The following is a 22,123-nucleotide window of genomic DNA, read 5'->3' on the forward strand; positions in this document are numbered from 1 at the left end:
ACGCTTCTTTTTCTACGGTCAATCCTTTTCCCCTGCCGTTTCCGGTTCTCCGAGCAAATCCTTTACGACGGTCAGTTCATCCCCTCGGTATTCAAGACGGATATGGAAAAAGGGCCTCCCCTCCCTGAGATAGCGGAGGAAAATACGGTCGCCCTCCCAGAGCCGCAGCGACTCCACCTCACGGACGGGCACCCAGCGGAGCACTCCCTCCGGGCACCGCTCCTCAAGGCTGCCGTCCGGCATCACCGGTATTTTCCCCTCAAAATCCGAGGAGGTATACAGATACATCCTCTCCTCCTCGCAGAGATTGCTGCAGAAATCGACGATTCCCCGATACTCCGCGCGCCCGAGGACAAGACCCGTCTCCTCGAAAACCTCACGGCGCACGCACTGCTCAGGCGTCTCTCCCGGCTCGCATTTGCCTCCGACACCGATCCATTTGCCCTCGTTGATGTCATTCTTTTTCTTCACGCGGTGGAGCATCAGCCACGCGCCGCCGCGCTCCAGATAGCAAAGCGTCGTATCAATCATCCGTTTCTTCCTTTCTGTCCGTCCTGCGGTCAAGCCGCCGCTGAAGCTGCCGGAGCGTTCTCGGCGTGCAGCCGTACAGTCCGCGGAACAGCGCCATGAAAAGGCGGTAGTTCGTGAAACCGTGCCGTTCCGTCAGCACACAGACCGGCTCGTCGGTCGTGCACAGATCATGGTAGATATGCGTGAGCCGGACGTGGTTCACATGCCGCGTGAACGTGACGCCGACACAGCGGCGGAACATGCGGCTGAAATATTCTCGGCTCAGGCCGAAATGCCCGGCAATCTCGCCGAGCGGGATCGGCCGGTTATAATGCGCCTCGATGTACGCCATGATCTCGCTCATCCTCCTCCGCCCCGCCGGGACGGACGGCGCGTCGGTCCGTGAGAGCTTTACCGAAAAATCCCGCACAAGAATGCGCATCGCCCGCAGAATCAGAGCGTCGCTTTCCAGACGGTTTCCCTCCTCCTGCGAGACATAGAGCGGCGGCAGCGTGCGCAGGAGCGCCGTGAGCTCCGCGTAGGCAGGCTCCGTCGCCTCCGTCAGCTCCGCCCGGCTGCACAGCAGCATGAAGTCCCGTTCCCCGTCCAGATAGGATTCAAAGAGCGTCTCGTCCATCTTGATATCAATGAACATATAGACCCGCGTGCAGCGCAGCTCATGGATCCGGCCGGAATCGACCGCGATGAAGTCTCCGGAATGCAGCGCATGCCTCTCTCCCTCCAGAAGAATCTCCGCCTCGCCGTTCAGAATATAGATGAGCTCGATCTCCGTGTGCGTGTGCGCCGGGACATAGGTCCCGCTGGTGATATATCTCGTCGAAATGCCGGCGTATCCCGCCTCGAAAGCTGCCATGGCAATCACTAATCCTGGAGCGCATCAGCGTGATTTTTCACACTATGCCTCTTTTTTATAAAGCTAATTTTGTTCCTGTAAAACTATATCATGTTCCGGGTTTGTGCACAAAAAAATATCAAAATGTCAATAAAAGCATAAAAGAAATCAAATTCATGCCTTTTCCCGAGACGCGCCTGCCGTTAGAATACAGATATCGGCAGAGAAATCTGCCGAGCCATGGCAGGCCGCCGCACCCCCCTGCGGCCCCCTGTCGTCCTATATACCCCTATACCCCCTTTTAATGATGAAAAAGCTCCGGCATGCCGGAGCTTTTTCATTGCCTGCACTATGATCCGGCGGCCGGGAGCAGCGGTCTCACCCGCCCAGCGTCTCCATCAGATACTGATAAATCTGCTGATTCTTCGTAAGCCAGCCCTGCTGCATATGCTTCGCCATATCCTCCGTCGGGACGTTGAGACGCAGATCCACAAGCGGCGTCTGCTTCTCCTTTACCGCAAGATGCACCTCATAATCACCGGTGATGCGCCGGTAGTAGCGGGCCGTCGTCTCCGCGTCGCTCCGGAGCTGCATACCGTTCGCCCGCAGAAACTCCGTGCACTCCCGGCGGATATCCGGATTGAGATCGCTCACAAAAAAGGTCAGCGCCTCCTCGCCCTCCCGCGTGATCCGTATCATCGTGCGGCTCCCCATCGTATCGGAGGTGACAAGTCCGCTCTGCTCCAGCTCAAACAGCGCCTGCTGAACGGAAATATAGTTGTTTGTCAGATCGTGATCCAGCAGAAAATCCGAGATCGCGGCATTGGAGATCGCCCCCTCGATGCGGTCCAGCATATAGAGCACAATCAGCTTGTAAATGGTAATCGGTGACGTCATCTTTCCATTCCTCTGCGCCGAAGCCTGCGCAGCAGCCGCCTTAAAACGAGTGAATGTCGAGGCGGTTATCCTCTGTGATCCGCGCCTTTACCGCGGCGGATACCGCATCGGCCACACGGGGATCAAAGGGCTCGGGGAGAATGAACTCCTCCGACAGCGCCCCGCCGCTCACAAGCTCCGCGAGCGCCTCTGCCGCCGCGAGCTTCATCTCCTCGGTGATCTGGCGCGCGCGTCCCTCCAGCGCCCCGCGGAAAATCCCCGGGAACACCAGAACATTGTTGACCTGATTGGGGAAGTCGCTTCGCCCGGTGCCGATGATTCGCGCTCCGCCGCGCTTCGCCTCGTCCGGATAAATTTCCGGCACCGGATTCGCCATGGCAAAGAGAATCGCATCCCGGCTCATGGTCTCCACCATCTCCTTTGTCACCACGCCGGGCGCGGAGACTCCGATAAAGATATCGGCCCCGACAAGCGCGTCCGCAAGGCTTCCGGAGCGGTCCTCCCGGTTCGTGACCGCGAGCATCTCCCGCTTGATCCAGTTCAGTTTCGGCGAACGGCTCGAAATGATGCCGCTCGAATCGCAGAGCACAAGATGGCGGAAGCCGTACGACAGGAGCAGCTTTGCGATGGCGATGCCCGCAGCTCCCGAGCCGTTCACCACGACGCGGCACTCCTCTTTCGCTTTGCCGACAAGCTTCAGCGCATTGATGATTCCCGCAAGAACAATGATCGCGGTTCCGTGCTGATCGTCATGAAACACGGGAATGTTCATGGTCTCCCGAAGTCTCCGCTCGATCTCAAAGCAGCGGGGCGCGCTGATGTCCTCCAGATTGATGCCGCCGAACGTGGGCTCGAGGAGCTGCACCGCTTTCACGATCTCATCGGTATCCTGCGTTGCAAGGCAGATCGGGAACGCATTGACCCCACCGAATTCCTTGAAGAGAACCGCCTTGCCCTCCATCACCGGCATCGCCGCCTCCGGCCCGATACTGCCGAGGCCGAGCACCGCGCTGCCGTCGGAGACGACTGCGATCGTGTTCTGCTTGAGGGTGTAGGTATAGGCCGCCGTTCGGTCCTTTGCAATGACCCGGCAGGGCTCCGCAACCCCCGGCGTGTAGGCCAGAGCGAGATCCTCCCGGGAGCGGACGGATGCCTTGGCCTCCGTGGAGAGCTTGCCGCCCCATTTCTTATGAAGCTCCAGAGCCTTTTCTGCGTTTGTCATATCTATCCTCCTTTGCCGAAGCACTTTACGTGCCAGGCGCGCGGCCGGATTCCTGTTTACTTTCGTCTCTTCGTATCCCGCGCCAGCAGAGTCTCCGCCCTGCGGTAGCGCTCCTCCCCTGTCAGGCGGTACATTCGCTCGCGTATATTCCGCTCATAGCCGTTTTCCGACGGGAGGTAGAGCTCCGCATCCCGGACCGCATCGGGAAGATACTGCTGCCCCGCATAGTGCTCCTCATAGAGATGCGCATATTCGTAGCCGAGGCCGCGTCCGAGCTTCTCTGCGCCGCCGTAATGCGAATCCTGAAGATAAGGAGGAATGGGAAGATTCCCTGTCCCCTCCACAAGGCGGTACGCATCGAAAATTGAGTTCACCGCCGCGTTGCTCTTGGGCGCCGCCGCAACATACTCGCAGGCCTGCGCCAGAAGAATCTGCGCCTCCGGCATGCCGATCCGCTCGCAGGCAAGGGAGCAGTTCACCGCCACCACAAGGGCGTTCGGATCCGCATTGCCCACATCCTCCGCCGCGCAGATCATAATGCGCCGCGCGATAAACTCCGGCTCCTCGCCGGCTTTCAGCATCCGCGCGAGGTAATAGACCGCCGCGTCCGGATCCGAACCCCGCATGCTTTTGATGAATGCCGAGATCGTATCGTAATGATTATCGCCATTTTTATCATATCTGGCAACCCGCTTCTGGATACACTCCCGGGCCACCTCCCGCGTGATATGGATTCTGCCGTCCGAAGGATCCGGCTCCGTCGTGAGCACCGCAAGCTCGACCGCATTCAGCGCCCGGCGGGCATCGCCCCCCGCAAGCTCCGCGAGAAGCTGTGCCGCGTCCTCGTCGATCTCCGCGCCGTAGCTCCCCATCCCCTTGTCCGGGTCATATACCGCCCGGCGGATCAGCGCAAGCACGTCCTCCGACGACAGGGGCTTGAGTTCAAACATCGTGGATCTTGACAGCAGCGCGCCATTCACCTCAAAATAGGGATTCTCCGTCGTCGCACCGATCAGCGTGACGGTGCCGTCCTCGACAAAGGGAAGAAGATAGTCCTGCTGGCTCTTGTTGAAGCGGTGAATCTCGTCCACAAAAAGTATCGTCCGTCGGCCGTACATCGCGTGACGCTCTTTCGCGTTCCCTACGACCTCCTCCATATCCTTTTTCCCCGCCACCGTCGCGTTGAGCTGGACAAACTCCGCGCTGGTCGTATGCGCGATCACGCGGGCGAGCGTCGTCTTGCCCGTCCCGGGAGGGCCGTAAAAAATAATCGACCCCAGCTTATCAGCCCGGATCGCACGGTAGAGAAGCTTGCCCGGGCCGATGATATCCCGCTGCCCCACGACCTCCTCCAGCGTCGTGGGCCTGAGCCGCGCCGCAAGCGGCTGCTCCTTTTCCTTTTTCTGCTCCGAAAAATAGTCAAACAGATCCATGTTCCTCCGCCGCCTCCTGCTTCTGCCAGTATACAGGAAAGAGGGATCACGGTCAAAACCGCAATCCCTCCCGCACGGCAGCCGCCTGCGGCCGCTTTATCCCTTGACGGCGCCCGCGACCATGCCGCGGATAATCTGTCTTGAAAACGCAAAATACAGGACGACAATCGGCGCCATTGTGATCAGCATGCCGGTCATGATCTTCGGATAGTCCGAAGCAAACTGCCCCTTGAAGTTCGTCATGGCGAGCGGAACAGTCTGAAGCGCCACATTCTTTGAGGAAAGCACCAGAGCAAAGGAAAATTCGTTCCAGCAGGAAAAGGTCTGGATGATGGCAATCGTGATCAGCATCGGCCGCGTCACCGGCAGAATGATCGAGAACAGTGTCTTTGAGAACGAGCTGCCATCGATGGCCGCCGCCTCCTCCAGCTCCACCGGTATCGACTTCATATAGGATTCCACGAGAAACACGGCAATCGGCAGGCCGAACGCCACATAGGGAATCACCAGCGTAAACCACCGGTTGGCCAGTCCGAAGCCGTTGAACACGATATAGATCGGAACCAGCAGGGAATGCACCGGGATCAGCATCCCCATCAGAAACACCACATACAGCACGCGGTTCATCTTGAACTCGATTCTCGCAAGGATATACCCCACAATAAAGCCGAACAGGATGATAAAAAAGAGCGAGAGCAGCGTCGTCCGGGTCGAGTTCACGAGCGATGCGCCGATATGATAATCCTTATTGGAAAGGACCTTGATATAATTCGCCCAGCTCGGCTCCGCAGGCAGGCCCATGATGTCGGCATTGAACTGCCGCTTGAGCTTGAGCGAGGAATAGAACATCCACACCAGAGGAAAGATGCACGAGAGCGAAAACAGCGCCAGCAGCGCGTTGATCACGACAGAAAGCGCGGCGGTGCCGAGCCTCTGGGTGGGAGTCTGAGCGTTTACTGCCTTTGACGCGGTAAATGTATCCTTTTTTGCCATCACTCCACCCCCTTATCCTTCATGATTACGTTGACCAGCTTCTGCGAACCGCCGATCACCGCCAGCGAAACCACAAAGATGGCAACGGACACACAGGCGCCGTAGCCCAGATTCTGGTTCTTGAAAGATACAATGTAGCCGTAGAGCGCCATGACCATGGTCGAGGTCCCGGGGCCGCCGGAGCCCTTTGTCATCGCATAGATATGATCGAACACCTTCATATTTCCGGAGACGCACAGCGTGATGCAGACCAGCAGGCTGTTGCGGATCAGCGGGAGCACAATGTATACGGCCCTCTGCCACGCATTTGCGCCGTCCAGCTCCGCCACCTCGAAGATCTCATTGTCCACCGCCGCGATCGCCGCAAGCAGAATCACCATATAGTAGCCGATGAACTGCCAGACCAGCGGAACTGAGATGAGCGAGAGCACAATACTCTTATTGTTCATCCAGTTCTGCGTCAGCTCCGGGCGGCCGGCCGCCTCGAGCAGCCAGTTCAGAACACCTCGCTTCTGATCATAAACCATCTTCCAGATCATTCCGATATAAACCGCAGAGATGGTACTGGGAAAGAAGCCGAATGTGCGGTGTACACCCTTCAGCCTGCACAGGCGGGAATTGACCATGAGGACATTGATGAACGCAATGCCGATCTGCCCCACGATGCAGATGATCACGATATATATATTGTGCCCGAACGCCTCCCAGAACGTCCCGTCATGGAGCAGCTGAACATAGTTGCCAATCCCGATAAAGGTCTTCTTCGGTCCTCCCTTCCACTGAAAAAAGCTGTATGCCAGCGCTACAACCAGCGGAACAAAGACGGAGAATACGTACCAGATCAGCGGAACGGCGAGGAACCCCCAGACGACGCTCATTTTAGGCTTAATGGCTTTCAGCATAAAGCACCTGCCTCCTTTTTTGCATTTTCAGTGCGCTGCCGCACTCGCACTGCGTGTCCTTGGCTTATCCGTCAAAAAAGGGGTCGATCCTCACGGACCGGGACCCCTTTCATTATAGTATGTTTCTATGAAATCCGAAACGGCGCGGCGCCTTATTTGCCCAGATAATTCTCCTCATAGGCTTTCTGCACATCCGCCGCAACATCCGCCGCGGACATATCGCCGTTCATGAGGGACTGCAGATCGGTGTTGCAGACGCTCCAGACCGCCGGATCAAGGTAGGAATCATAAATCTCGCAGGTCGTCGTGTCCACATAAGACCAGTTGTAGAAGCTCTGCACGACCGAATCAAAGCTGGACAGATCGACATCCTCGACCTTGGTCAGACCGCCGAGCGCATAATTCTTCGCCACATAATCGGAGAAGTCAGGGCCGGTGAGATACTCGATGAGATCGATGCAGGCCGCCAGCTTGTCCGGATCCTCCGCCACCTTTGTATTGATGGCAAGACCGTAGCCGAGACCGATATTCTGACTCAGGGGATCCTCGGTGGCATCCGCCGGCTGAGGCAGGACCGCAAAGCCGAGGTTGTTGTACTTCTCCTCGTCATCCGCAAGAAGCGTCGCCGCGATATAGGACTCGTCCCAGTTGCCGCCGATGAAAGCCGCCGCATCGCCGGCGATGAAATACTCGCGCGCATCCTCATTGGTGATGGTGTTGAAATCCTCGTTGAACACGCCGCTCGCAAAAATATCCTGCGTGAACTGCAGCGCCTTTACAAAGCTCTCATCCGTGAACTTCGCAGACGTGTCCTTGTCGATCAGCTTCTGGAACCATTCCTTTCCGGTGTAGCGGTTGCCGAGTGTGCTGAGGAAGCAGGAGTTCGCCTGCCACTGGCCTCCGTTGCCGAACGCGATCGCGTCCTCAATGCCGTTCGCCTCGAAATATTCATTCGCTTTCTTGACATCCTCCCAGTTGTCCGGGAAGGAATCAAAGCCTGCGTCCGCCCACATCTGCTTGTCGTACACAACCACCGTGCAGGTGCCGCCGGTCAGCGCCGGAAGCGCGTAGATCTTGTCTCCGTCGAGGAAAGGCGTGAAATAAGAGGTATTGTAATCCGCATAATAGGGGGATTCCTTGATGATATCCGTCAGATCCAGCACCAGCCCCTGTGCCGCCCAGCTCTTGGTATTCATCCCCTGCAGCAGGAAAACGTCCGGGAGATCATCCGCGGCCGCCATGGTCGCGATCTGGGTCTTATACTCATCGTTCGCCAGAACGTTCTGGTTCAGGGTGATGTCCGGGTGCGCCTCCTCCCAGTTTGCGATCATCGTCCGGAAGCCGTCGGAGCCGCCGTTCCCCTCCGATTCCTCCGAGGTGGAATAATGCATCAGATTAATCTCGCCGGCGTAAGCAAGCGCAGCGGCATCCTCCGCCTCCTCGGTCTGCGTCTCTTCCTCGTCCGCAGTCTCGTCGGCAGCATCCTCCTCTGCGGTATCCGCTGCAGGCGCTGCCGTGCTCGCCGTACCGGAGCCGCAGCCGGCCAGAACCGAGGCCGCCATCGCCACACTGAGCACGGATGCTAATAACTTCTTGTTCATAATTCTGTCCTCCTGATTGTGGTGAAATAAACGATCGTGAATTATTTCTCAATCGATTTCGAGACCAATGATAGCGCAGTCCTCCGGCTTTGTCAATATAATCTCCGTGTTTTCTCAGGCGTCCCCGTTGTTTTGTATATGATAACCAATTTTGCTCAATATAATCTGTACATGTTGAACGTCTCCCCGTTTCCCGCCGGCATCTCTTATTTTCAGATAACGTTTAAGTTTAATCCTGCGAGTTCCTCGCGTTTCCATTTCTTTTTCCCTGAAATTCCCTGCTCTCCTCTGGTTTTCGGCGTTTTTCAGGCATTTCACGGCGGTGTCTTCCGGTTTCCTCTGCTTTTTACTTAATCGTTATCTTTTCAGGCTGCCGGCACGGCTTTGCACATCCTCGAAACCACGCCGGCGACGCTGCGCCGCCGAAGCCGTGCCCGGAAGACGCAGAAAAGCCGTCACCGGGCGCAGACGGCCCGCAGGCCGTCTGCTGTCCGATACCGGCTGTGCTTCCGCAGCAGCGGTTTCTGTTTATCTCATCCGAATGACTGTTTATCTGACCACCGGAGCCGGGCTCGTGTCCAGATGCCAGATATCCCGGTTGTACTCCGCAATGGTGCGGTCGCTCGAGAAGAAGCCCGCTTTCGCAATGTTCACCAGCATCATTCTCTCCCACTTCTCCCGGTTCTCAAAGTCCGCGAACATCCGGTCCTTGACACGGATGTACTCCTCCAGATCGATGAGGGCCATGAACCAGTCCTTGTTCAGAATGTCTTCATAGAGGCGAGTGAGGTTCTCCTTATCTCCGACCGCCAGCATCTCCGGACCCACGATAAAGTCCACGGCTTCCCGGATCACCGGGCTCTTCTCATAATAATCGTGCGAGACGTAGTCGGCCTTTCTGTAATGCTCTATCACCGCGTCGGAATCGATGCCGAACATATAGATGTTGTCGTCGCCCACCAGCCCGCGGATCTCCACATTCGCGCCGTCCGCCGTGCCGAGCGTGACCGCCCCGTTCAGCATGAACTTCATATTGGAGGTTCCGGAGGCCTCCTTGGAAGCCAGCGAAATCTGCTCCGACACATCGCAGGCCGGGATCAGCTTCTCGGCATAGGAAACATTGTAGTTCGTGACCATCACCACATGCATGTAAGGGCTCACCTCGGGATCGCTGTTCACGATCTGCTGGAGGCACCTGATGAGATGGATGATATCCTGCGCAATGATGTACGCCGGAGCCGCTTTCGCGCCGAAGATAAAGTTCAGCGGTCTCTGCGGTTTTTTGCCGGACTTGATTTCCAGATATTTATGAATGATGTAGAGCGCGTTCATCTGCTGTCTCTTGTATTCATGCAGGCGCTTTACCTGAATGTCGAAGATGCCATCCTCCGCCAGCGCGACGCCCTCCCGGGCAAGAACATATTCCGTGAGGTCATGCTTGCGGGCTCTTTTGATCTCGTCAAGGCGCGCCAGAACCTCCGCGTCCTCCGCATAGTCAAGGAGCTTCTCCAGCTTCGCCGCGTCTTTCCGGTAGCCGTCGCCGATCTTCGAGGAAAGGAATCTGGCCAGCTCGTGGTTGCAGGAAAGAAGCCAGCGCCGGAACGTGATGCCGTTGGTCTTGTTGTTGAACTTCTGCGGATAGAGCCGGTAAAAATTATTCAGCTCCGTCTCCTTGAGGATCTCCGTATGGATCGCCGCGACACCGTTTACGGAGAAGCCGTAGTGGATGTCGATGTGCGCCATATGGACTCGTTTATCCCCGTCGATGATGTACACGGAGGCGTCGTCGAACTTCTCCCGCACGCGGCGGTCAAGCTCCCTGATATACGGAATGAGCTGCGGCACGACTTTCTCGAGATAGTCCATCGGCCACGTCTCCAGCGCCTCCGCGAGGATGGTATGATTGGTATAGGCGCAGGTTCTGCTGACCACCTCGATCGCCTCGTCCATGCTGAACGCTTTTTCCTCGACAAGAATGCGGATCAGCTCCGGAATGATCATGGTCGGATGGGTGTCGTTGATCTGGATGACCGCATGATCGTACATTTTCCGCAGATCGTACTGACGCGCTTTCATCTCGCGAAGAATGAGCTGCGCCGCATTGCTGACCATGAAATACTGCTGATAAATACGCAGCAGTCTGCCCTTTTCGGTGGAATCGTCCGGATACAGGAAGAGGGTCAGGTTCTTCTCGATCTCGTCCTGATCAAAGTCGATCCCGAGCTCGCCTACGAGGCTTTCGTCAACGGATTCGATATCGAACAGGCGGAGCTTGTTCAGACCGGCGTCGTAGCCGACCACGTCAATGTCATAGAGACGGGACGTGACCTTTCGGCTGCCGAAGCAGACATCAAAGGAAACGTCGGTCTTCGTCTCCCACGACAGATCCTCCATCCACGGATCCTTTACCGCCGTCTGCTTGTTGTCAACAAATTTCTGGCGGAACAGGCCGTAGTGGTAGTTCAGGCCGATGCCCTCGCCCGGGAGCCCCAGCGTCGCGATGGAATCGAGGAAGCAGGCCGCCAGTCTTCCGAGGCCTCCGTTGCCCAGAGACGGCTCCGGCTCGATCTCTTCGATCTTCGCCAGCGTCTTGCCGTTCCGTTCCAGAAGCTCCGCGACGCGGTCATAGATCCCGAGATTGATGAGATTGTTGGAGAGGAGCTTTCCGATCAGGAATTCCGCGGAAATATAATAAATCTTCTTCTCCCCCGTATTGCGCTCCGTCACATCGAGCAGCCGCTTCGAGAGCATCAGCAGCGCGTAGTAGAGCTCCCTGTCCGAGCATCCGGCAATATTTTTTCCGTACTTTTCAGAAATCAGCTCCGTGAGCTGCTCCTCCAGATTGAGCACCAGAACGTCGCGCTTCATGTTTGATGAATTCTGCCCCATCGTTGTGTTTCTCCTTTCCTTATCGGATGACATCCTCATAGGTCATCCGCACAATCTCGTGCGGCATGACAATCTGCCTGCCCTCACCGCCGTTCATCAGGCGGTGCACCTCCGCGACCGCCGCGCAGGCGATGCCGTCAAAATCCTGACGGACTGTGTACATCTGCTTGCCCGCATAGCCCATCAGCGACAGGCCGTCGAAGCCGCAGACCGGGCGGAAAATATCCATTTCCATCAGCCGGCGCATGGCGCCGATCGCCATGATGTCCGACGCGCAGACCACCGCGTCATGATCCGCCGCATACTCTCCGGTGATCTCGCGGGCCCGCTTCTGCGAAAAGCCGCCCTCCTTTTCCGTGAGAACAAGATTCCGCTCCCGCGCGAGCCTCCTCATCCCCGCAAGGCGCTCCTCCGTGATGTAGCCGTCGGCACTCCCCGCGATGTAGAGGATGCGGCGCATCACGCCCTCCCCGCAGAGCCTGTCCGCCACATCATACTGCGCCTGCTCATTGTCCACGCTGACGCAGGAGCTGTGCGCGTTCACAATCGGCGCATCCACAACGGCAGCACGGAACTCCTCGCTCTGAATCAGCCCCCGGAGCGTCGTCTGCTCCCGATTCAGATTGAAAATCACAAGGCCGGCGATGCTCTGCGTACGGAAATACTGAATCATCTCCGGGACGCTCTGCTTCTCTGCCATCGGCGCGAATACCGTGATCACATCCAGACCCAGCTCGCGGGCGCTCCGAAAAGCCCCGGACAGGTACTGCATGTTGATCTCATCCATCACGCCGCCCTCGCCGGGGCTGATGATCAGCGCGACCCGTGCGGCCTGCTTGGAGGAGAGCGCCGACGCCGCCGCATTCGGCACAAAATGAAGTTTCTGAATGGCTGCTTCGACGCGACTTCTCGTCTCCTCGCTCACGTTCGGGTAGCGGTTCACCACCTTTGAGACCGTAGAGATCGCGACGCCCGCCTCGCGCGCCACATCGCGGATGGATGTCATGGCAGCTCCTCAGCTTTGCTTTCTTCTGGAAATCGTTTTCCAGCAATCCGATCATAGAACGGGCAGATGGAAATGTCAAGCCGTTCCGGAAAACGTTTTCAAAAAAGACACAAAAAAAACCCGCTCTGCCGGAAATGGAGGAGCGGGCTTCTCATTGCTTCTTTCGTTATCTGCTTATGCCGCGTGATCTGCCCCGGCCGCGCGGCGATCAGAACTCGCCGAGCTCTTTCATGACAAGATGCCGCGGCGTGCCGTTTACGAAGAAAGGCTGCAGCTCGCCGAGAATCAGCGGGCGCGCATAGCTCACATAGTCCTCGGTCACATCGTCGCCCGTCTCGTTGATCCACTCCTGCGGAACATTCTTGACCACGTTCGCAATCGCATGGATGTCATAGGGGCTGGTCGAGGTCTGATACGGGTCGTCATTCACACGGTTGATCGTGATCATCATGCCGGTCTTGCCCTCGTCAGCCGCCTTGACCGCCGCCGCGCCGGATGCAAACGCCTCATTGATATCCGTGAGAGAGGCAAGATGCGTCGCCGCCCTCTGCAGGGTGGAAAATTCGATGGCGCGGGTCTTAAGGCCGGTCCCGGCCGCAATGATCTGCGCGAGGTTCGCCGCGGAGCCGGAGAGCTGCTTATGCCCGAACGCGTCGACCGCAAGCTCCTTGCCGATCTCGCAGACAAGCGTGCCGTCCTCCGTGTGGATGCCCTCGGAAATCGCGATGACGACAGAGCGCTTCGTCGCGGCAAGGTGCTTTACCTTTGCCATGAACTTCTCCATGTCAAAATCTCTCTCCGGAAGATAAATCGCATCCGGGCCGGTGCAGTCGTCGCCGCGGGAGAGCGCCGCCGCAGCCGTCAGCCAGCCGGCGTCGCGTCCCATGATCTCAACGATCGAAACGGTGGGCTTAGCCGCGCCGAACGATTCGTTGTCACGGATGATCTCTTTCATCGAAGTCGCAATATATTTCGCCGCGGAGCCGTAGCCCGGGCAGTGATCCGTAATCGGGAGATCGTTGTCGATGGTCTTGGGCACGCCCATGAAGCGCTGGCTCTTGCCGTGCGCCGCCGCGTAATCGCTCAGCATCTTGACGGTATCCATGGAGTCGTTTCCGCCCGCATAGAAGAGGCACTCGATATCATGCTTCTCCATGATCTCGAAGACCTTTTCATAGACATCCTCGTGTCCCTCGATCTTCGGCATTTTGAAGCGGCAGGAGCCAAGAAACGCAGAGGGCGTTCTCTTGAGCATCTCGATTCCGGTCGGATCCGAGAGATACTCGTCCAGATCGCACAGCTTATCCTGCAGAAAGCCCTCGATGCCGTGAACCATGCCGTAGACCTTTTTCACGCCCAGCTTCTTCGCCTCTGCATAGACGCCGGCCACGGAGGAGTTGATGACGGCGGTGGGGCCGCCGGACTGCCCGACTACGATGTTTCCTTTCATACATTATCCCTTTCTGCCCGCGCTCTGACGCAGGCCTGCAATACTGTATCCGTATGGACTTTATATCACGACGGGATTATAGCAGAATCGCCGGACAGTTGCAATGAACACATCCTTTTGCGGAGCAGGGTGCGCGCCGCGCCGCCGCGGCCTAAAAGCTTCCGCCTCCGCCGCCGTGCGTTCTCCCGGAAGAGAAGGCATGGGTTCCCTCCGGCGCGCCGCCTCCGCTTCGCTGCGGCTGCGCCTTTGCTTCCCGGCTCTGTTTCCTGTACAGAAAGCTCTCGCTGCTCCTTGTAAGCTTCAGGCTCCCCGCCGCGGCATACTCCGAGGCGGCGCTTTTTGAGCTCACAGACTTAAGCTGCCCTTTTAATCTTCCTCCATAGAAAAGCGAGACGATCAGCCCGGCTGCCGCAGCCGCGGCCGCACTCCTCCCGATCGGGAACGGCCCTCTTCCGCTTCCGTCCGCGCCATGCTCCCGAAACGCACGGTCCGCCTCTTCGGCGTAGGCTCTGACCGCCCCGGCATAATCTCCCGCGCTGAGAAAGCCGCTCATCGCGAGGCCCGCACTCCGGACCTCTTTTTCACCGAAGCCGGTCACCGGCTTCCCCTCCGTAGAGATATGCCATTGTCCCTCGCCCACAGCAAGAAGCAGCAGCATGCCGCTCCGTTCCTCACCCGTTCCGAAGCCGCCGTTCTCATAATACCGGTCGGCCGCCTCGCCGGCCTCCTGTCCCCCCAGCGAATCGACAATGACCGCCGCGACATCCACGCCGTGCCGGGCGCTTACTTCATCCAGAAAAGCCGAAAGGCTCCGTTCCTCCTCCGGTGAAACAACGCCTGCTCTGTCTGCAAAACCCGCCGCGGGGCTCTCTGCTCCGACGCGGACAGCCAGTGCCCACGCCAGAAAAAGAATCCATGCCGGAAAAAGAACCCATGCCCTAAAAAGAGCCCACGCCGAAAAAAGGGTACCTGTCACCGCTGCCGTTGTTTTTCTGATCCCTGTCCTTTTCATCCCGGCCTCCTTTACAGCAGCCAGATCAGCGCGCTGACAGCAAAGGCCAGCACAGCCGCCGCTGCCCCGCTGATCAGGCGATACCGGTTCAGCAGCCCCTTATCCATCGGCAGATCGCCGACCAGCTTTCCGGTCTGCCCGTTCATGCAGAAAACATATTTTCCGCCGTTCCAGCTCGTATTCAGCAGCCACACCGGGTACAGCGCATAGCGGGCCTTTGCGTTGTTCAGCCGGATGCCGCAGTCCTCAGCCTCCACGCGGGAATAGCCGGTCACCGTTTTCCGGAACGCCTCCTCCGTGCTCCTCCGGATCCGCTCGTCCGCCCTTTTCCTGCTCGTCTCCGAGTCCACATCATACTTATCCGCGAGATATCCCGCCAGATACGCCGTCTGGAAAGGCACCGCCTCCCTGCTGTCATAGGGCTCCACGGACTCCATCAGAGCGTCGTCCATCTTGCCGCTCCCGTCCACCGGAACACTTTCAAATGTCAGAGAGCCTCCGCGGAGCACCGTGTAGTAGCTGGTCTCCTTATAGCGGAAGCGATCGTCATCCCATTCTCTTTCCTTTTCCGCCCGGTAGCGTATCGTCGCGAGCGCCTCGGCATCGAAGAGCCAGACCGGAACATAGACGCCTTTCAGCTCATCGATATGATTCTCCTCCAAAAAGATGCGGGGCAGCAGCTTTTTCCCTCCGCAGTGCTTCCGCAGCGCCTGCTTCGCCGCCTCTCTGTCCAACTTGAACGGGATGATGCAGTCCGGCTTCAGCCCGCCGGAGAACTGGCCCATCATGACAATGGGATTGTCGCAGTACGGGCATTTCGAGGATGCCAGCGTCTCGTCCGCGACGATTTCCGCACCGCACGACCGGCAGTGGTATACCCGAAGCCCCTGCTGCTCCCCGGACGCCCATTCCTCCCCGGCCATGTCCCAGTCCGCGTCCCCGCCCGCGGCGCTCTCCGGCTCCCGGAGAGCCTCGTCGTAGACTTTCAGCGTCTCGAGCTCAAACTCCGTGCCGCAGTACGGGCACTTCATCTTCTGTATGCTGCTGTCGAAATGAATACCGCCTCCGCAGCAGGGACATTTGTATTCCTGTAACTGCGCCATGTTTCTCCCCCTCTGCTCTTTTTTGATGTGCGGCCGGAGGCGCTTTTTCTCCCCGCGGGCCTGTACATCTGTGCTTGTTTTTCATTGTAGCATGACGCAGAAACAGTGGCATCCGCCCTTAGTACATAATGCCGTCGCCGCCGGCGCGGCGATCGAGGAGGCGGCGCGCCGTCCGGCAGACCGCCGAGGCGGCCGCGCGGATCTCTCCCTTTGTCGTCTCCTCTCCCAGCGTGAACCGGAGCGCTCCCTTTGCACGGCGCGCGCCGGCGCCGATGGCCGTGAGCACATGGGACGGCTCCGTCGCCCCCGTTGTGCAGGCGCTCCCCCCGGAGGCGCAGATCCCCTCCATATCAAGAAGAATCAGCAGGGTCTCCGCCTCTACGCCCGGAATCGACAGGTTGAGATTGTTTTCCGTGCGCAGATCCCCCTCGAGGGGCGCCCCGTTCAGCACCGCCTCCGGAACCCCTCTGCGGATCTCCTCCCAGAGAAGTTCCCGAAGCGCCCGCTCCCGCGCGGCCGCTTCGCCGGCAGAAGCCATCGTCTCCCTGACGGCCGCGGCAAAGCCGGCCGCCGCCGGCACATTTTCCGTCCCGGCGCGCCGCCCTCTCTCCTGCATTCCTCCGTGCAGAAAGGCCCCCGCTCTCAGCCCGTCCCGGATATAGAGAAAGCCGATTCCTTTCGGCCCGCCCAGCTTATGCGCGCTGACGGAAAGCAGATCGCAGGCGGGGAGCCTGCGCCTGCCGTAGGCCTGCACGGCGTCCACATGAAACAGCACAGGAAGCCGCTCCGGACCGCGCTCCCCCCGTTTTCCTCCCAGTCCCCTTTCCGCCTCATTATAGGCGGCGAGCACGGCGCCGATCTCCTCCGCCGGCTCAATCGTGCCGATCTCATTATTGACCGCCATGACCGAAACCAGACATGTATTCGGCCGCAGCGCCGCCCGCACCGCCTCCGGCGAGACAAGCCCGCTCCTATCCACCGGGAGAACGGTGAGTTCAAAGCCCCTCCGCTCCAGATATTCGCAGCTTCTCAGAACCGCATGGTGCTCGACGGCGGTGGTGACGATATGCGGAGCCACGCCCGGCATCCGCTTCCGGAGAACGCACTCCGCCTCCTCCGCCGCGGAAATCAGGGCCCAGTTGTCCGCTTCGGTTCCTCCGGAGGTGAAATAAATCTCGCCCCTCTTTGCGCCGATCGAGGCCGCGAGCGTCTCCCGCGCCGTCTCAAGGACGCGCTTTGCCTCCAAGCCTGCGGAATAGACCGCGCTCGCATTGCCCCACGCCGTCCTCTCCGCCTCCTCCATCGCCGCCGCAGCCGCCGGACGGAGCGGCCTTGTCGCCGCATAATCAAGATAAATTCTTTTCATTGTTCAAGCCTCTTTCCGACATGCGGCGAAGCCCGCGGGGATAGTGATTCTTAAGGACGCCGCCTGCCGCTTTCGCCCAGCCGAGCGGCCAGCCCGCGGTCCGCACCAGCACCCAGCCCTTTTCTTCGCCTGCCTCATCCATGCTTTCCGGTTCCAGGAACAGCGTGTCACCCCACAGGTAATTCCGGACCCGAACATCCTCCGGGGCAAAATTCACCGAGCGCTTCGGACAAAGGCCGACGCCCCCTCCGCCGAGCGCCAGCGCGTGCGACGGCTCGAAGCGCCCCCGCTTCACCGTTCCGAGATCAAGACCGGGCCGGAGCGTTTTCAGCCCGTTCAGAGAGATCGGGCAAGGAAGCAGATAGAGCTCGTCGCCGAAAGAAATGATGCGCTCCTCCGAAAGCTCCGCTTCCTCCGGCCCCGTCAGATTTTCCATCCGGAAGCTGCGCCAGAGCCGCAGCGCCTCCTCGTCGGCCCTCCGCGGACGCTCCCCCTCGGCCTTGTCGGCTCTCTGCCCGTCCCTTTTCAGGATGCAGACAAAATGCCCCTCCCCCTCCAGCCGGTGCGGCCACAGCCGCAGCGACAGGGAGAGCTCCTCCCGAAGCTCCGCTTCAAGTTCCTCCCGAAGCTCCGCCCGCCGCTCCGGAACAGTTCCCGGCAGACAGCCCGCAAGGTACTCCGGATTTTCGAGAAAATCCGGCTGCCCCGCTGCGATCCCCGCCCGAAAGCAGGACTCCGGAGCCGCCTGTATATGAAAATCCGGGTAGGCGGAAAGAAAGCGCAGAACCGTCCCCTCATTTTCCTCCGGCGCAAAGGTGCAGGTCGAATAGACCAGCACGCCTCCCTCGCAGAGCATACTCTGCGCCGCCTCAAGAATCTCGTCCTGACGCGCCGCGCAGAGCCGGATGTTGTCCTCCGTCCAGCCGATTCGCGCCTGCTCCTCCTTGAGAAACATCCCCTCGCCCGAACAGGGCGCATCGACTACGATGCGGTCAAAGTAAGCGGGGAAGCGCCGGGCCAGCGCCTCCGGCGTCTCGTTTGTCACAATTACGCCGGAAAGCCCCATCCGCTCCACGTTCTGCGACAGCACGCGGACGCGGGCCGGAGAAATTTCGTTGGAGACAAGGAGCCCCTGCCCCCGCATCCTCGCGGCGAGCTGCGTCGTCTTGCCTCCCGGCGCCGCGCACAGATCCAGAACGCGCTCGCCCGGGCACACGCCGGAGAGCGCCGCCACCGCCATCGCCGAGGGCTCCTGCATGTAATACAGTCCGGCATCATGAAACGGGTGGAGACCGGGGCGCACTTCCTCCGCGCTCCGGTAATAAAAGCCCTCCTCCGCCCACGGCACCGGCGAAAGGCCGAAGCTCTCCGGCAGAGCGGCCGCCAGCTCTTCCGGCGAAAGAAGCAGCGTGTTCGTCCGGAGCGCACGCCTCGGCTCCCGATGATACGAGGCCGCAAAGCACAGATACTCCTCCTCGCCGAGAAAGCTCCGCATTCGGCGTGCGAAGCCCGCGGGGAGGACAAACTCCGGCGCTTTTGCCGTTCTCTCCGCGCTCTGCATCCCCTTTTCTTTCCGTTTTTTCTTCCCGCTTCCCATGTCCGTCGTGTCAGCTTCCGGACTGTTCCAGCGCGGTAAAGGGCGCGAGACGCCGCTTCAGCACCGGCCCGAGGAGCGCCGACAGCACGATCTTTATGAGATCGACGAGAAGAAAGGGCAGAACTCCCGCCGCGAGCGCCGCGGCAAAGCTCATATGCACGGAATAAGAAAGCCACGCCGTGCCGAGCAGATACGGGAGCCATGTGGCCGCCTCCATGACGACGACGCTGAGAACGACGTTCCTGCCGTGCCGCTCCAGAAAGCGTCCGATGAGAAACGCCATCGGGAGAAACCCGATGAGATACCCTCCCGTTGGCCCGAAGAGCTTTCCGGGGCCGCCGGTGAAGCCGGAGAACACCGGGAGTCCTACGAGGCCAAGCAAAAGATACAGGAGATACGCGATGCTCCCCCTCTTCGTTCCCAGAATATACATCGTGATATAGATTGCCAGATTCGTCAGCGAGATCGGCACCGGCCCGATGGGTACGGACAGAGGGCCGAGAATACAGATCACGGCGGTCATCAGTGCGGTTGTTGTGATAAAGCGTGTCCTGCGGTTCATAGCTGAAATCCTTTCCTGATATGCTTACGATGCCTGCGGCTTCCTGATTCATCCGCAGGTCATCCAGACCGGCGTCACGTCGCGCCCGAGCTCCCGCAGCATGGCGAGATCCTCGGCGATCGTGGAGCCGGTGGTCGTCAGCATGTTGCCGGTGATGCTCGCGCTCGCGCCGCTCCGGAACAGCTCCCGGCCGTTCTCCCTGATCAGAGCCCGTCCGCCCGCAAGGCGGATATCCGCCTCCGGATTGATGTAGCGGAACATCGCGACCGTCCGGAGTATCTCCTCCTCTCCGGGACGCGGCAGATCACCGAGCGGCGTGCCCGGAATCGGCATCAGCGTGTTGAGCGGAATCGACATGACGCCGAGCTCCGCCAGCGTAAGGGCCATATCGACGCGGTCCGCCCACGTCTCTCCCATGCCGATGATCCCGCCCGAACAGACCCGCATTCCCTCGGCCTGCGCCCGCCGGATATTGGCGAGCTTGTCGTCAAAGCTGTGTGTCGTGCAGATATTCGGAAAATTTCTGCGGGAGGTCTCGATATTGCAGTGGACGCCGGTGACGCCCGCCTCATGAAGACGATGGATCTGCTCCGCGCTGAAAAAGCCCAGAGAACAGCAGAGTGCAATGCGGAGCTCCCGGTGCATTCTTTCATAGATCGCGACAAGCCTTTCAAAATCCTCCGGCGTGGGGCCGTAGCCCGAGTTGACAATGGAGAAGCGGCCCACGCCCTCCTCCTCGTTCGCCCTCGCCTGTTCGATGATCGTGTCCTCGTCCAGAAGTCCGTGCACCTCGCACTGCGTGCGGTGACGGGCAGACTGCGCGCAGAAGCTGCAGTTTTCGCTGCAGCGGCCGCTCCGCCCGCTGATGATCGTGCACAGGTCGGCCCGGTCTCCGCAGAAATACTCCCGCAGCCTGTCCGCGCCGCTTTGCAGCGCCTTAAGGTCACAGTCCGCGAGCCATGAAAGCTCCTCTCCCCGCGAAAGCCTCCGGCCGTCTATGATTTCCTGTGTCGTCCGAACAACATCCATACATAAAATCTCCCCTGACGCTGCCTGCCGCAGCGACAAGGGAGATTATAAACCGCCCGCCCCGGAACGTCAACCATTGTCAATAATCAGGTTGACAATTCCCTGCCAATATGAAAACAGTATATGATGCTGCAAAATAAAATCCGATCAGAAGACGCCGTCGCTGCTTGCCTCCCGGGCCCGGTCAATGTAGCCTTTTCTGTCGATGACGCTCACCAGCTCGTCGATGTAACGCCGGCAGGCATCGCGGTCCGCCGCCTCGACCAGAACGCGGACGACCGGCTCGGTCCCGCTCTTTCTGAGAACGATCCGGCCCTCTCCGCCGAGCTTTCCGGCGACCGCCTCCCGGAACGAGAGAACCTCCTCATCCGCGAGCACCGCGTTCTTGTCATAGACGCGGACATTCTGCTGTATCTGGGGAAGCTCCTCATAGCCCTCGGACAGCTCGGACAGCTTCTTCTTCCATTCCAGAGCCGCCTCCGTGAGCTTGATTGCCGTGAGTATGCCGTCCCCCGTGGTGGCGAACTTGGCAAGAATGATATGGCCCGTCTTCTCGCCGCCCAGAGCATAGCCCTCTTCCAGCATCCTCTCGTAGACGAAGCGATCGCCGACCTCTGTGACGGATACCCCGATGCCGCAGCGCCCGAGCGAGCGCATAAGGCCGAAGTTGGACATCTCCGTGGCAGCCACCGCATTGCCGGGCAGCTCTCCGCGGGCCGCCATGCAGCGCGCAAAAATATAGAGGATCCGGTCGCCGCTGATCACCGCGCCGGTCTCGTCGACGGCGATGCAGCGGTCCGCGTCACCGTCAAAGGCAAAGCCCATGTCAAGCCCGTTTTCCCGGACAAGCTCCTGCAGGGCCTGCACATGCGTCGCGCCGCACCCGCTGTTGATGTTGAAGCCGTTCGGCTCGTTGTTGATCACATAGGTTCTGGCTCCGAGTGCATTGAAAATGTTCTTCGCCATCTCCCACGAGCTCCCGTTGGAGACATCCAGACCGATGCGCAGATCCTTAAAGGAGTGGGTCGAGAGCGAAATGAGATAGCCGATATAGCGGTTCCGTCCCACAACATAGTCCACCGTGCGGCCGATTTTCTCCCCGACGGCAAACGGCAGCGTGTCCTCCGCCTCGTCCAGATATGCCTCAAGGCGGCGGATCAGCTCGCCGCCGAGCTTTTCTCCCGTCCCGCCGATCAGCTTGATCCCGTTGTCATGAAAGGGATTGTGACTCGCCGAGATCATGATGCCGCAGTCAAAATCCTCCGTGCGCACCACATAGGAGATCGAGGGCGTCGTCGTGACATGGAGCAGGTAAACATCCCCTCCCGAGGCGGTGATGCCTGCGGCCAGCGCATACTCGAACATATAGCTCGACCGGCGCGTGTCCTTGCCGATCACAATTTTTCCCGTTCCCTTGCCCGATGTGTAATGATGCCCGAGAAAACGGCCGATCCGGAACGCATGCTGCGCGGTCAGAATTTCGCCGGCCTCCCCGCGGAAGCCGTCCGTACCGAAGTATTTTCCCATTAATCCTCCATGCCGAAGCGTTCCCCAGCGAGGCACGCGCCGCAAAATCCGCGCAGGCGGTTTTGCGGCTGCGATCAGGCGCTATTTGGCTTCGGCACAAATAGCCGTGTAAAAAATCTCTGCGCCGGCGCGCAGAGATGCGAGCCGCTTCGCGTCTCATGCCGTCCCACT

The 22,123-nt window shown here is 59.4% G+C and carries 19 protein-coding genes; 1 reads left to right on the forward strand and 18 read right to left on the reverse strand.

The window, feature by feature from the left end; translation table 11 throughout:
* Window positions 1-18: 18 nt before the first annotated feature.
* From E0E20_RS07480 to E0E20_RS07525, 10 genes are all read right to left on the reverse strand, one after another.
* Window positions 19-531, reverse strand: a complete 513-nt coding sequence (locus E0E20_RS07480; protein WP_130837582.1) for an NUDIX hydrolase — start codon at window positions 529-531, stop codon at window positions 19-21.
* Complete coding sequence (locus E0E20_RS07485) at window positions 524-1,384, reverse strand: helix-turn-helix transcriptional regulator (protein WP_130837583.1); 861 nt, start codon at window positions 1,382-1,384, stop codon at window positions 524-526. Before E0E20_RS07485 ends, E0E20_RS07480 begins: the two co-directional genes overlap by 8 nt.
* Window positions 1,385-1,741: 357 nt before the next feature.
* On the reverse strand, window positions 1,742-2,260 hold the full coding sequence (locus tag E0E20_RS07490; RefSeq protein ID WP_130837584.1) for a DUF4364 family protein: 519 nt from the start codon (window positions 2,258-2,260) through the stop codon (window positions 1,742-1,744).
* 40 nt (window positions 2,261-2,300) lie between these two features.
* Window positions 2,301-3,482, reverse strand: a complete 1,182-nt coding sequence (locus E0E20_RS07495; protein ID WP_130837585.1) for an NAD(P)-dependent malic enzyme — start codon at window positions 3,480-3,482, stop codon at window positions 2,301-2,303.
* Window positions 3,483-3,538: 56 nt separating this feature from the next.
* Window positions 3,539-4,915 carry a replication-associated recombination protein A gene (locus tag E0E20_RS07500; RefSeq protein ID WP_130837586.1) on the reverse strand — a complete coding sequence of 459 codons (1,377 nt, stop codon included), beginning with the start codon at window positions 4,913-4,915 and terminating at the stop codon, window positions 3,539-3,541.
* A gap of 96 nt (window positions 4,916-5,011) precedes the next feature.
* Entirely contained in the window at window positions 5,012-5,908 is an 897-nt protein-coding gene (locus tag E0E20_RS07505; RefSeq protein WP_130837587.1) for a carbohydrate ABC transporter permease, read from the reverse strand.
* Window positions 5,908-6,810: a carbohydrate ABC transporter permease gene (locus tag E0E20_RS07510; RefSeq protein WP_130837588.1), complete on the reverse strand. Its 903-nt coding sequence runs from the start codon at window positions 6,808-6,810 to the stop codon at window positions 5,908-5,910. The genes E0E20_RS07505 and E0E20_RS07510 overlap by 1 nt, the downstream gene beginning before the upstream one ends.
* A gap of 152 nt (window positions 6,811-6,962) precedes the next feature.
* Window positions 6,963-8,411, reverse strand: coding sequence for an extracellular solute-binding protein (locus E0E20_RS07515; RefSeq protein ID WP_130837589.1), 1,449 nt, complete (start codon window positions 8,409-8,411; stop codon window positions 6,963-6,965).
* A gap of 549 nt (window positions 8,412-8,960) precedes the next feature.
* Window positions 8,961-11,300 carry a glycogen/starch/alpha-glucan phosphorylase gene (locus tag E0E20_RS07520; protein ID WP_130837590.1) on the reverse strand — a complete coding sequence of 780 codons (2,340 nt, stop codon included), beginning with the start codon at window positions 11,298-11,300 and terminating at the stop codon, window positions 8,961-8,963.
* Between the two features lie 19 nt (window positions 11,301-11,319).
* Entirely contained in the window at window positions 11,320-12,306 is a 987-nt protein-coding gene (locus tag E0E20_RS07525; RefSeq protein WP_130837591.1) for a LacI family DNA-binding transcriptional regulator, read from the reverse strand.
* On the opposite strand from E0E20_RS07525, the gene E0E20_RS07530 reads away from it, so the two are divergent.
* The gene (locus E0E20_RS07530) at window positions 12,305-12,493 is read left to right on the forward strand and encodes a hypothetical protein (protein ID WP_130837592.1); all 189 of its coding nucleotides are present in this window, start codon (window positions 12,305-12,307) and stop codon (window positions 12,491-12,493) included. The genes E0E20_RS07525 and E0E20_RS07530 overlap by 2 nt on opposite strands.
* Before the next feature lie 21 nt (window positions 12,494-12,514).
* Here the strand turns inward: E0E20_RS07530 and E0E20_RS07535 are convergent, their stop codons facing one another.
* The 8 genes from E0E20_RS07535 to glmM form a co-directional block, all read right to left on the reverse strand.
* Window positions 12,515-13,756: a 6-phosphofructokinase gene (locus E0E20_RS07535; RefSeq protein ID WP_130837593.1), complete on the reverse strand. Its 1,242-nt coding sequence runs from the start codon at window positions 13,754-13,756 to the stop codon at window positions 12,515-12,517.
* Between the two features lie 151 nt (window positions 13,757-13,907).
* Window positions 13,908-14,768, reverse strand: a complete 861-nt coding sequence (locus E0E20_RS07540) for a TPM domain-containing protein (protein WP_130837594.1) — start codon at window positions 14,766-14,768, stop codon at window positions 13,908-13,910.
* A gap of 11 nt (window positions 14,769-14,779) precedes the next feature.
* The gene (locus tag E0E20_RS07545; RefSeq protein ID WP_130837595.1) at window positions 14,780-15,871 is read right to left on the reverse strand and encodes a hypothetical protein; all 1,092 of its coding nucleotides are present in this window, start codon (window positions 15,869-15,871) and stop codon (window positions 14,780-14,782) included.
* Window positions 15,872-15,989: 118 nt separating this feature from the next.
* Window positions 15,990-17,237 carry a cysteine desulfurase family protein gene (locus tag E0E20_RS07550; RefSeq protein ID WP_130837596.1) on the reverse strand — a complete coding sequence of 416 codons (1,248 nt, stop codon included), beginning with the start codon at window positions 17,235-17,237 and terminating at the stop codon, window positions 15,990-15,992.
* Window positions 17,218-18,834, reverse strand: a complete 1,617-nt coding sequence (locus tag E0E20_RS07555) for an RsmB/NOP family class I SAM-dependent RNA methyltransferase (protein WP_242622708.1) — start codon at window positions 18,832-18,834, stop codon at window positions 17,218-17,220. Before E0E20_RS07555 ends, E0E20_RS07550 begins: the two co-directional genes overlap by 20 nt.
* 10 nt (window positions 18,835-18,844) lie before the next feature.
* Window positions 18,845-19,396, reverse strand: a complete 552-nt coding sequence (locus E0E20_RS07560) for a biotin transporter BioY (protein ID WP_130837597.1) — start codon at window positions 19,394-19,396, stop codon at window positions 18,845-18,847.
* A 48-nt stretch (window positions 19,397-19,444) separates the two neighbouring features.
* Entirely contained in the window at window positions 19,445-20,425 is a 981-nt protein-coding gene (gene bioB, locus E0E20_RS07565; protein ID WP_130837598.1) for a biotin synthase BioB, read from the reverse strand.
* Window positions 20,426-20,572: 147 nt separating this feature from the next.
* Window positions 20,573-21,952, reverse strand: a complete 1,380-nt coding sequence (gene glmM / locus E0E20_RS07570; protein ID WP_130837599.1) for a phosphoglucosamine mutase — start codon at window positions 21,950-21,952, stop codon at window positions 20,573-20,575.
* Window positions 21,953-22,123: the final 171 nt, after the last annotated feature.

The sequence above is a fragment of the Lachnoclostridium sp. Marseille-P6806 genome (genome assembly GCF_900625025.1).
Lineage (GTDB): Bacteria > Bacillota > Clostridia > Lachnospirales > Lachnospiraceae > CAG-791.

What these genes read in the sequence shown, in the direction of transcription:
- E0E20_RS07480 (WP_130837582.1), bottom strand. Translation starts at nt 531, where the DNA reads ATGATTGATACGACGCTTTGCTATCTGGAGCGCGGCGGCGCGTGGCTG.
- E0E20_RS07485 (WP_130837583.1), bottom strand. Translation starts at nt 1,384, where the DNA reads ATGGCAGCTTTCGAGGCGGGATACGCCGGCATTTCGACGAGATATATC.
- E0E20_RS07490 (WP_130837584.1), bottom strand. Translation starts at nt 2,260, where the DNA reads ATGACGTCACCGATTACCATTTACAAGCTGATTGTGCTCTATATGCTG.
- E0E20_RS07495 (WP_130837585.1), bottom strand. Translation starts at nt 3,482, where the DNA reads ATGACAAACGCAGAAAAGGCTCTGGAGCTTCATAAGAAATGGGGCGGC.
- E0E20_RS07500 (WP_130837586.1), bottom strand. Translation starts at nt 4,915, where the DNA reads ATGGATCTGTTTGACTATTTTTCGGAGCAGAAAAAGGAAAAGGAGCAG.
- E0E20_RS07505 (WP_130837587.1), bottom strand. Translation starts at nt 5,908, where the DNA reads ATGGCAAAAAAGGATACATTTACCGCGTCAAAGGCAGTAAACGCTCAG.
- E0E20_RS07510 (WP_130837588.1), bottom strand. Translation starts at nt 6,810, where the DNA reads ATGCTGAAAGCCATTAAGCCTAAAATGAGCGTCGTCTGGGGGTTCCTC.
- E0E20_RS07515 (WP_130837589.1), bottom strand. Translation starts at nt 8,411, where the DNA reads ATGAACAAGAAGTTATTAGCATCCGTGCTCAGTGTGGCGATGGCGGCC.
- E0E20_RS07520 (WP_130837590.1), bottom strand. Translation starts at nt 11,300, where the DNA reads ATGGGGCAGAATTCATCAAACATGAAGCGCGACGTTCTGGTGCTCAAT.
- E0E20_RS07530 (WP_130837592.1), top strand. Translation starts at nt 12,305, where the DNA reads ATGGCAGCTCCTCAGCTTTGCTTTCTTCTGGAAATCGTTTTCCAGCAA.
- E0E20_RS07525 (WP_130837591.1), bottom strand. Translation starts at nt 12,306, where the DNA reads ATGACATCCATCCGCGATGTGGCGCGCGAGGCGGGCGTCGCGATCTCT.
- E0E20_RS07535 (WP_130837593.1), bottom strand. Translation starts at nt 13,756, where the DNA reads ATGAAAGGAAACATCGTAGTCGGGCAGTCCGGCGGCCCCACCGCCGTC.
- E0E20_RS07540 (WP_130837594.1), bottom strand. Translation starts at nt 14,768, where the DNA reads ATGAAAAGGACAGGGATCAGAAAAACAACGGCAGCGGTGACAGGTACC.
- E0E20_RS07545 (WP_130837595.1), bottom strand. Translation starts at nt 15,871, where the DNA reads ATGGCGCAGTTACAGGAATACAAATGTCCCTGCTGCGGAGGCGGTATT.
- E0E20_RS07550 (WP_130837596.1), bottom strand. Translation starts at nt 17,237, where the DNA reads ATGAAAAGAATTTATCTTGATTATGCGGCGACAAGGCCGCTCCGTCCG.
- E0E20_RS07555 (WP_242622708.1), bottom strand. Translation starts at nt 18,834, where the DNA reads ATGGGAAGCGGGAAGAAAAAACGGAAAGAAAAGGGGATGCAGAGCGCG.
- E0E20_RS07560 (WP_130837597.1), bottom strand. Translation starts at nt 19,396, where the DNA reads ATGAACCGCAGGACACGCTTTATCACAACAACCGCACTGATGACCGCC.
- bioB (WP_130837598.1), bottom strand. Translation starts at nt 20,425, where the DNA reads ATGGATGTTGTTCGGACGACACAGGAAATCATAGACGGCCGGAGGCTT.
- glmM (WP_130837599.1), bottom strand. Translation starts at nt 21,952, where the DNA reads ATGGGAAAATACTTCGGTACGGACGGCTTCCGCGGGGAGGCCGGCGAA.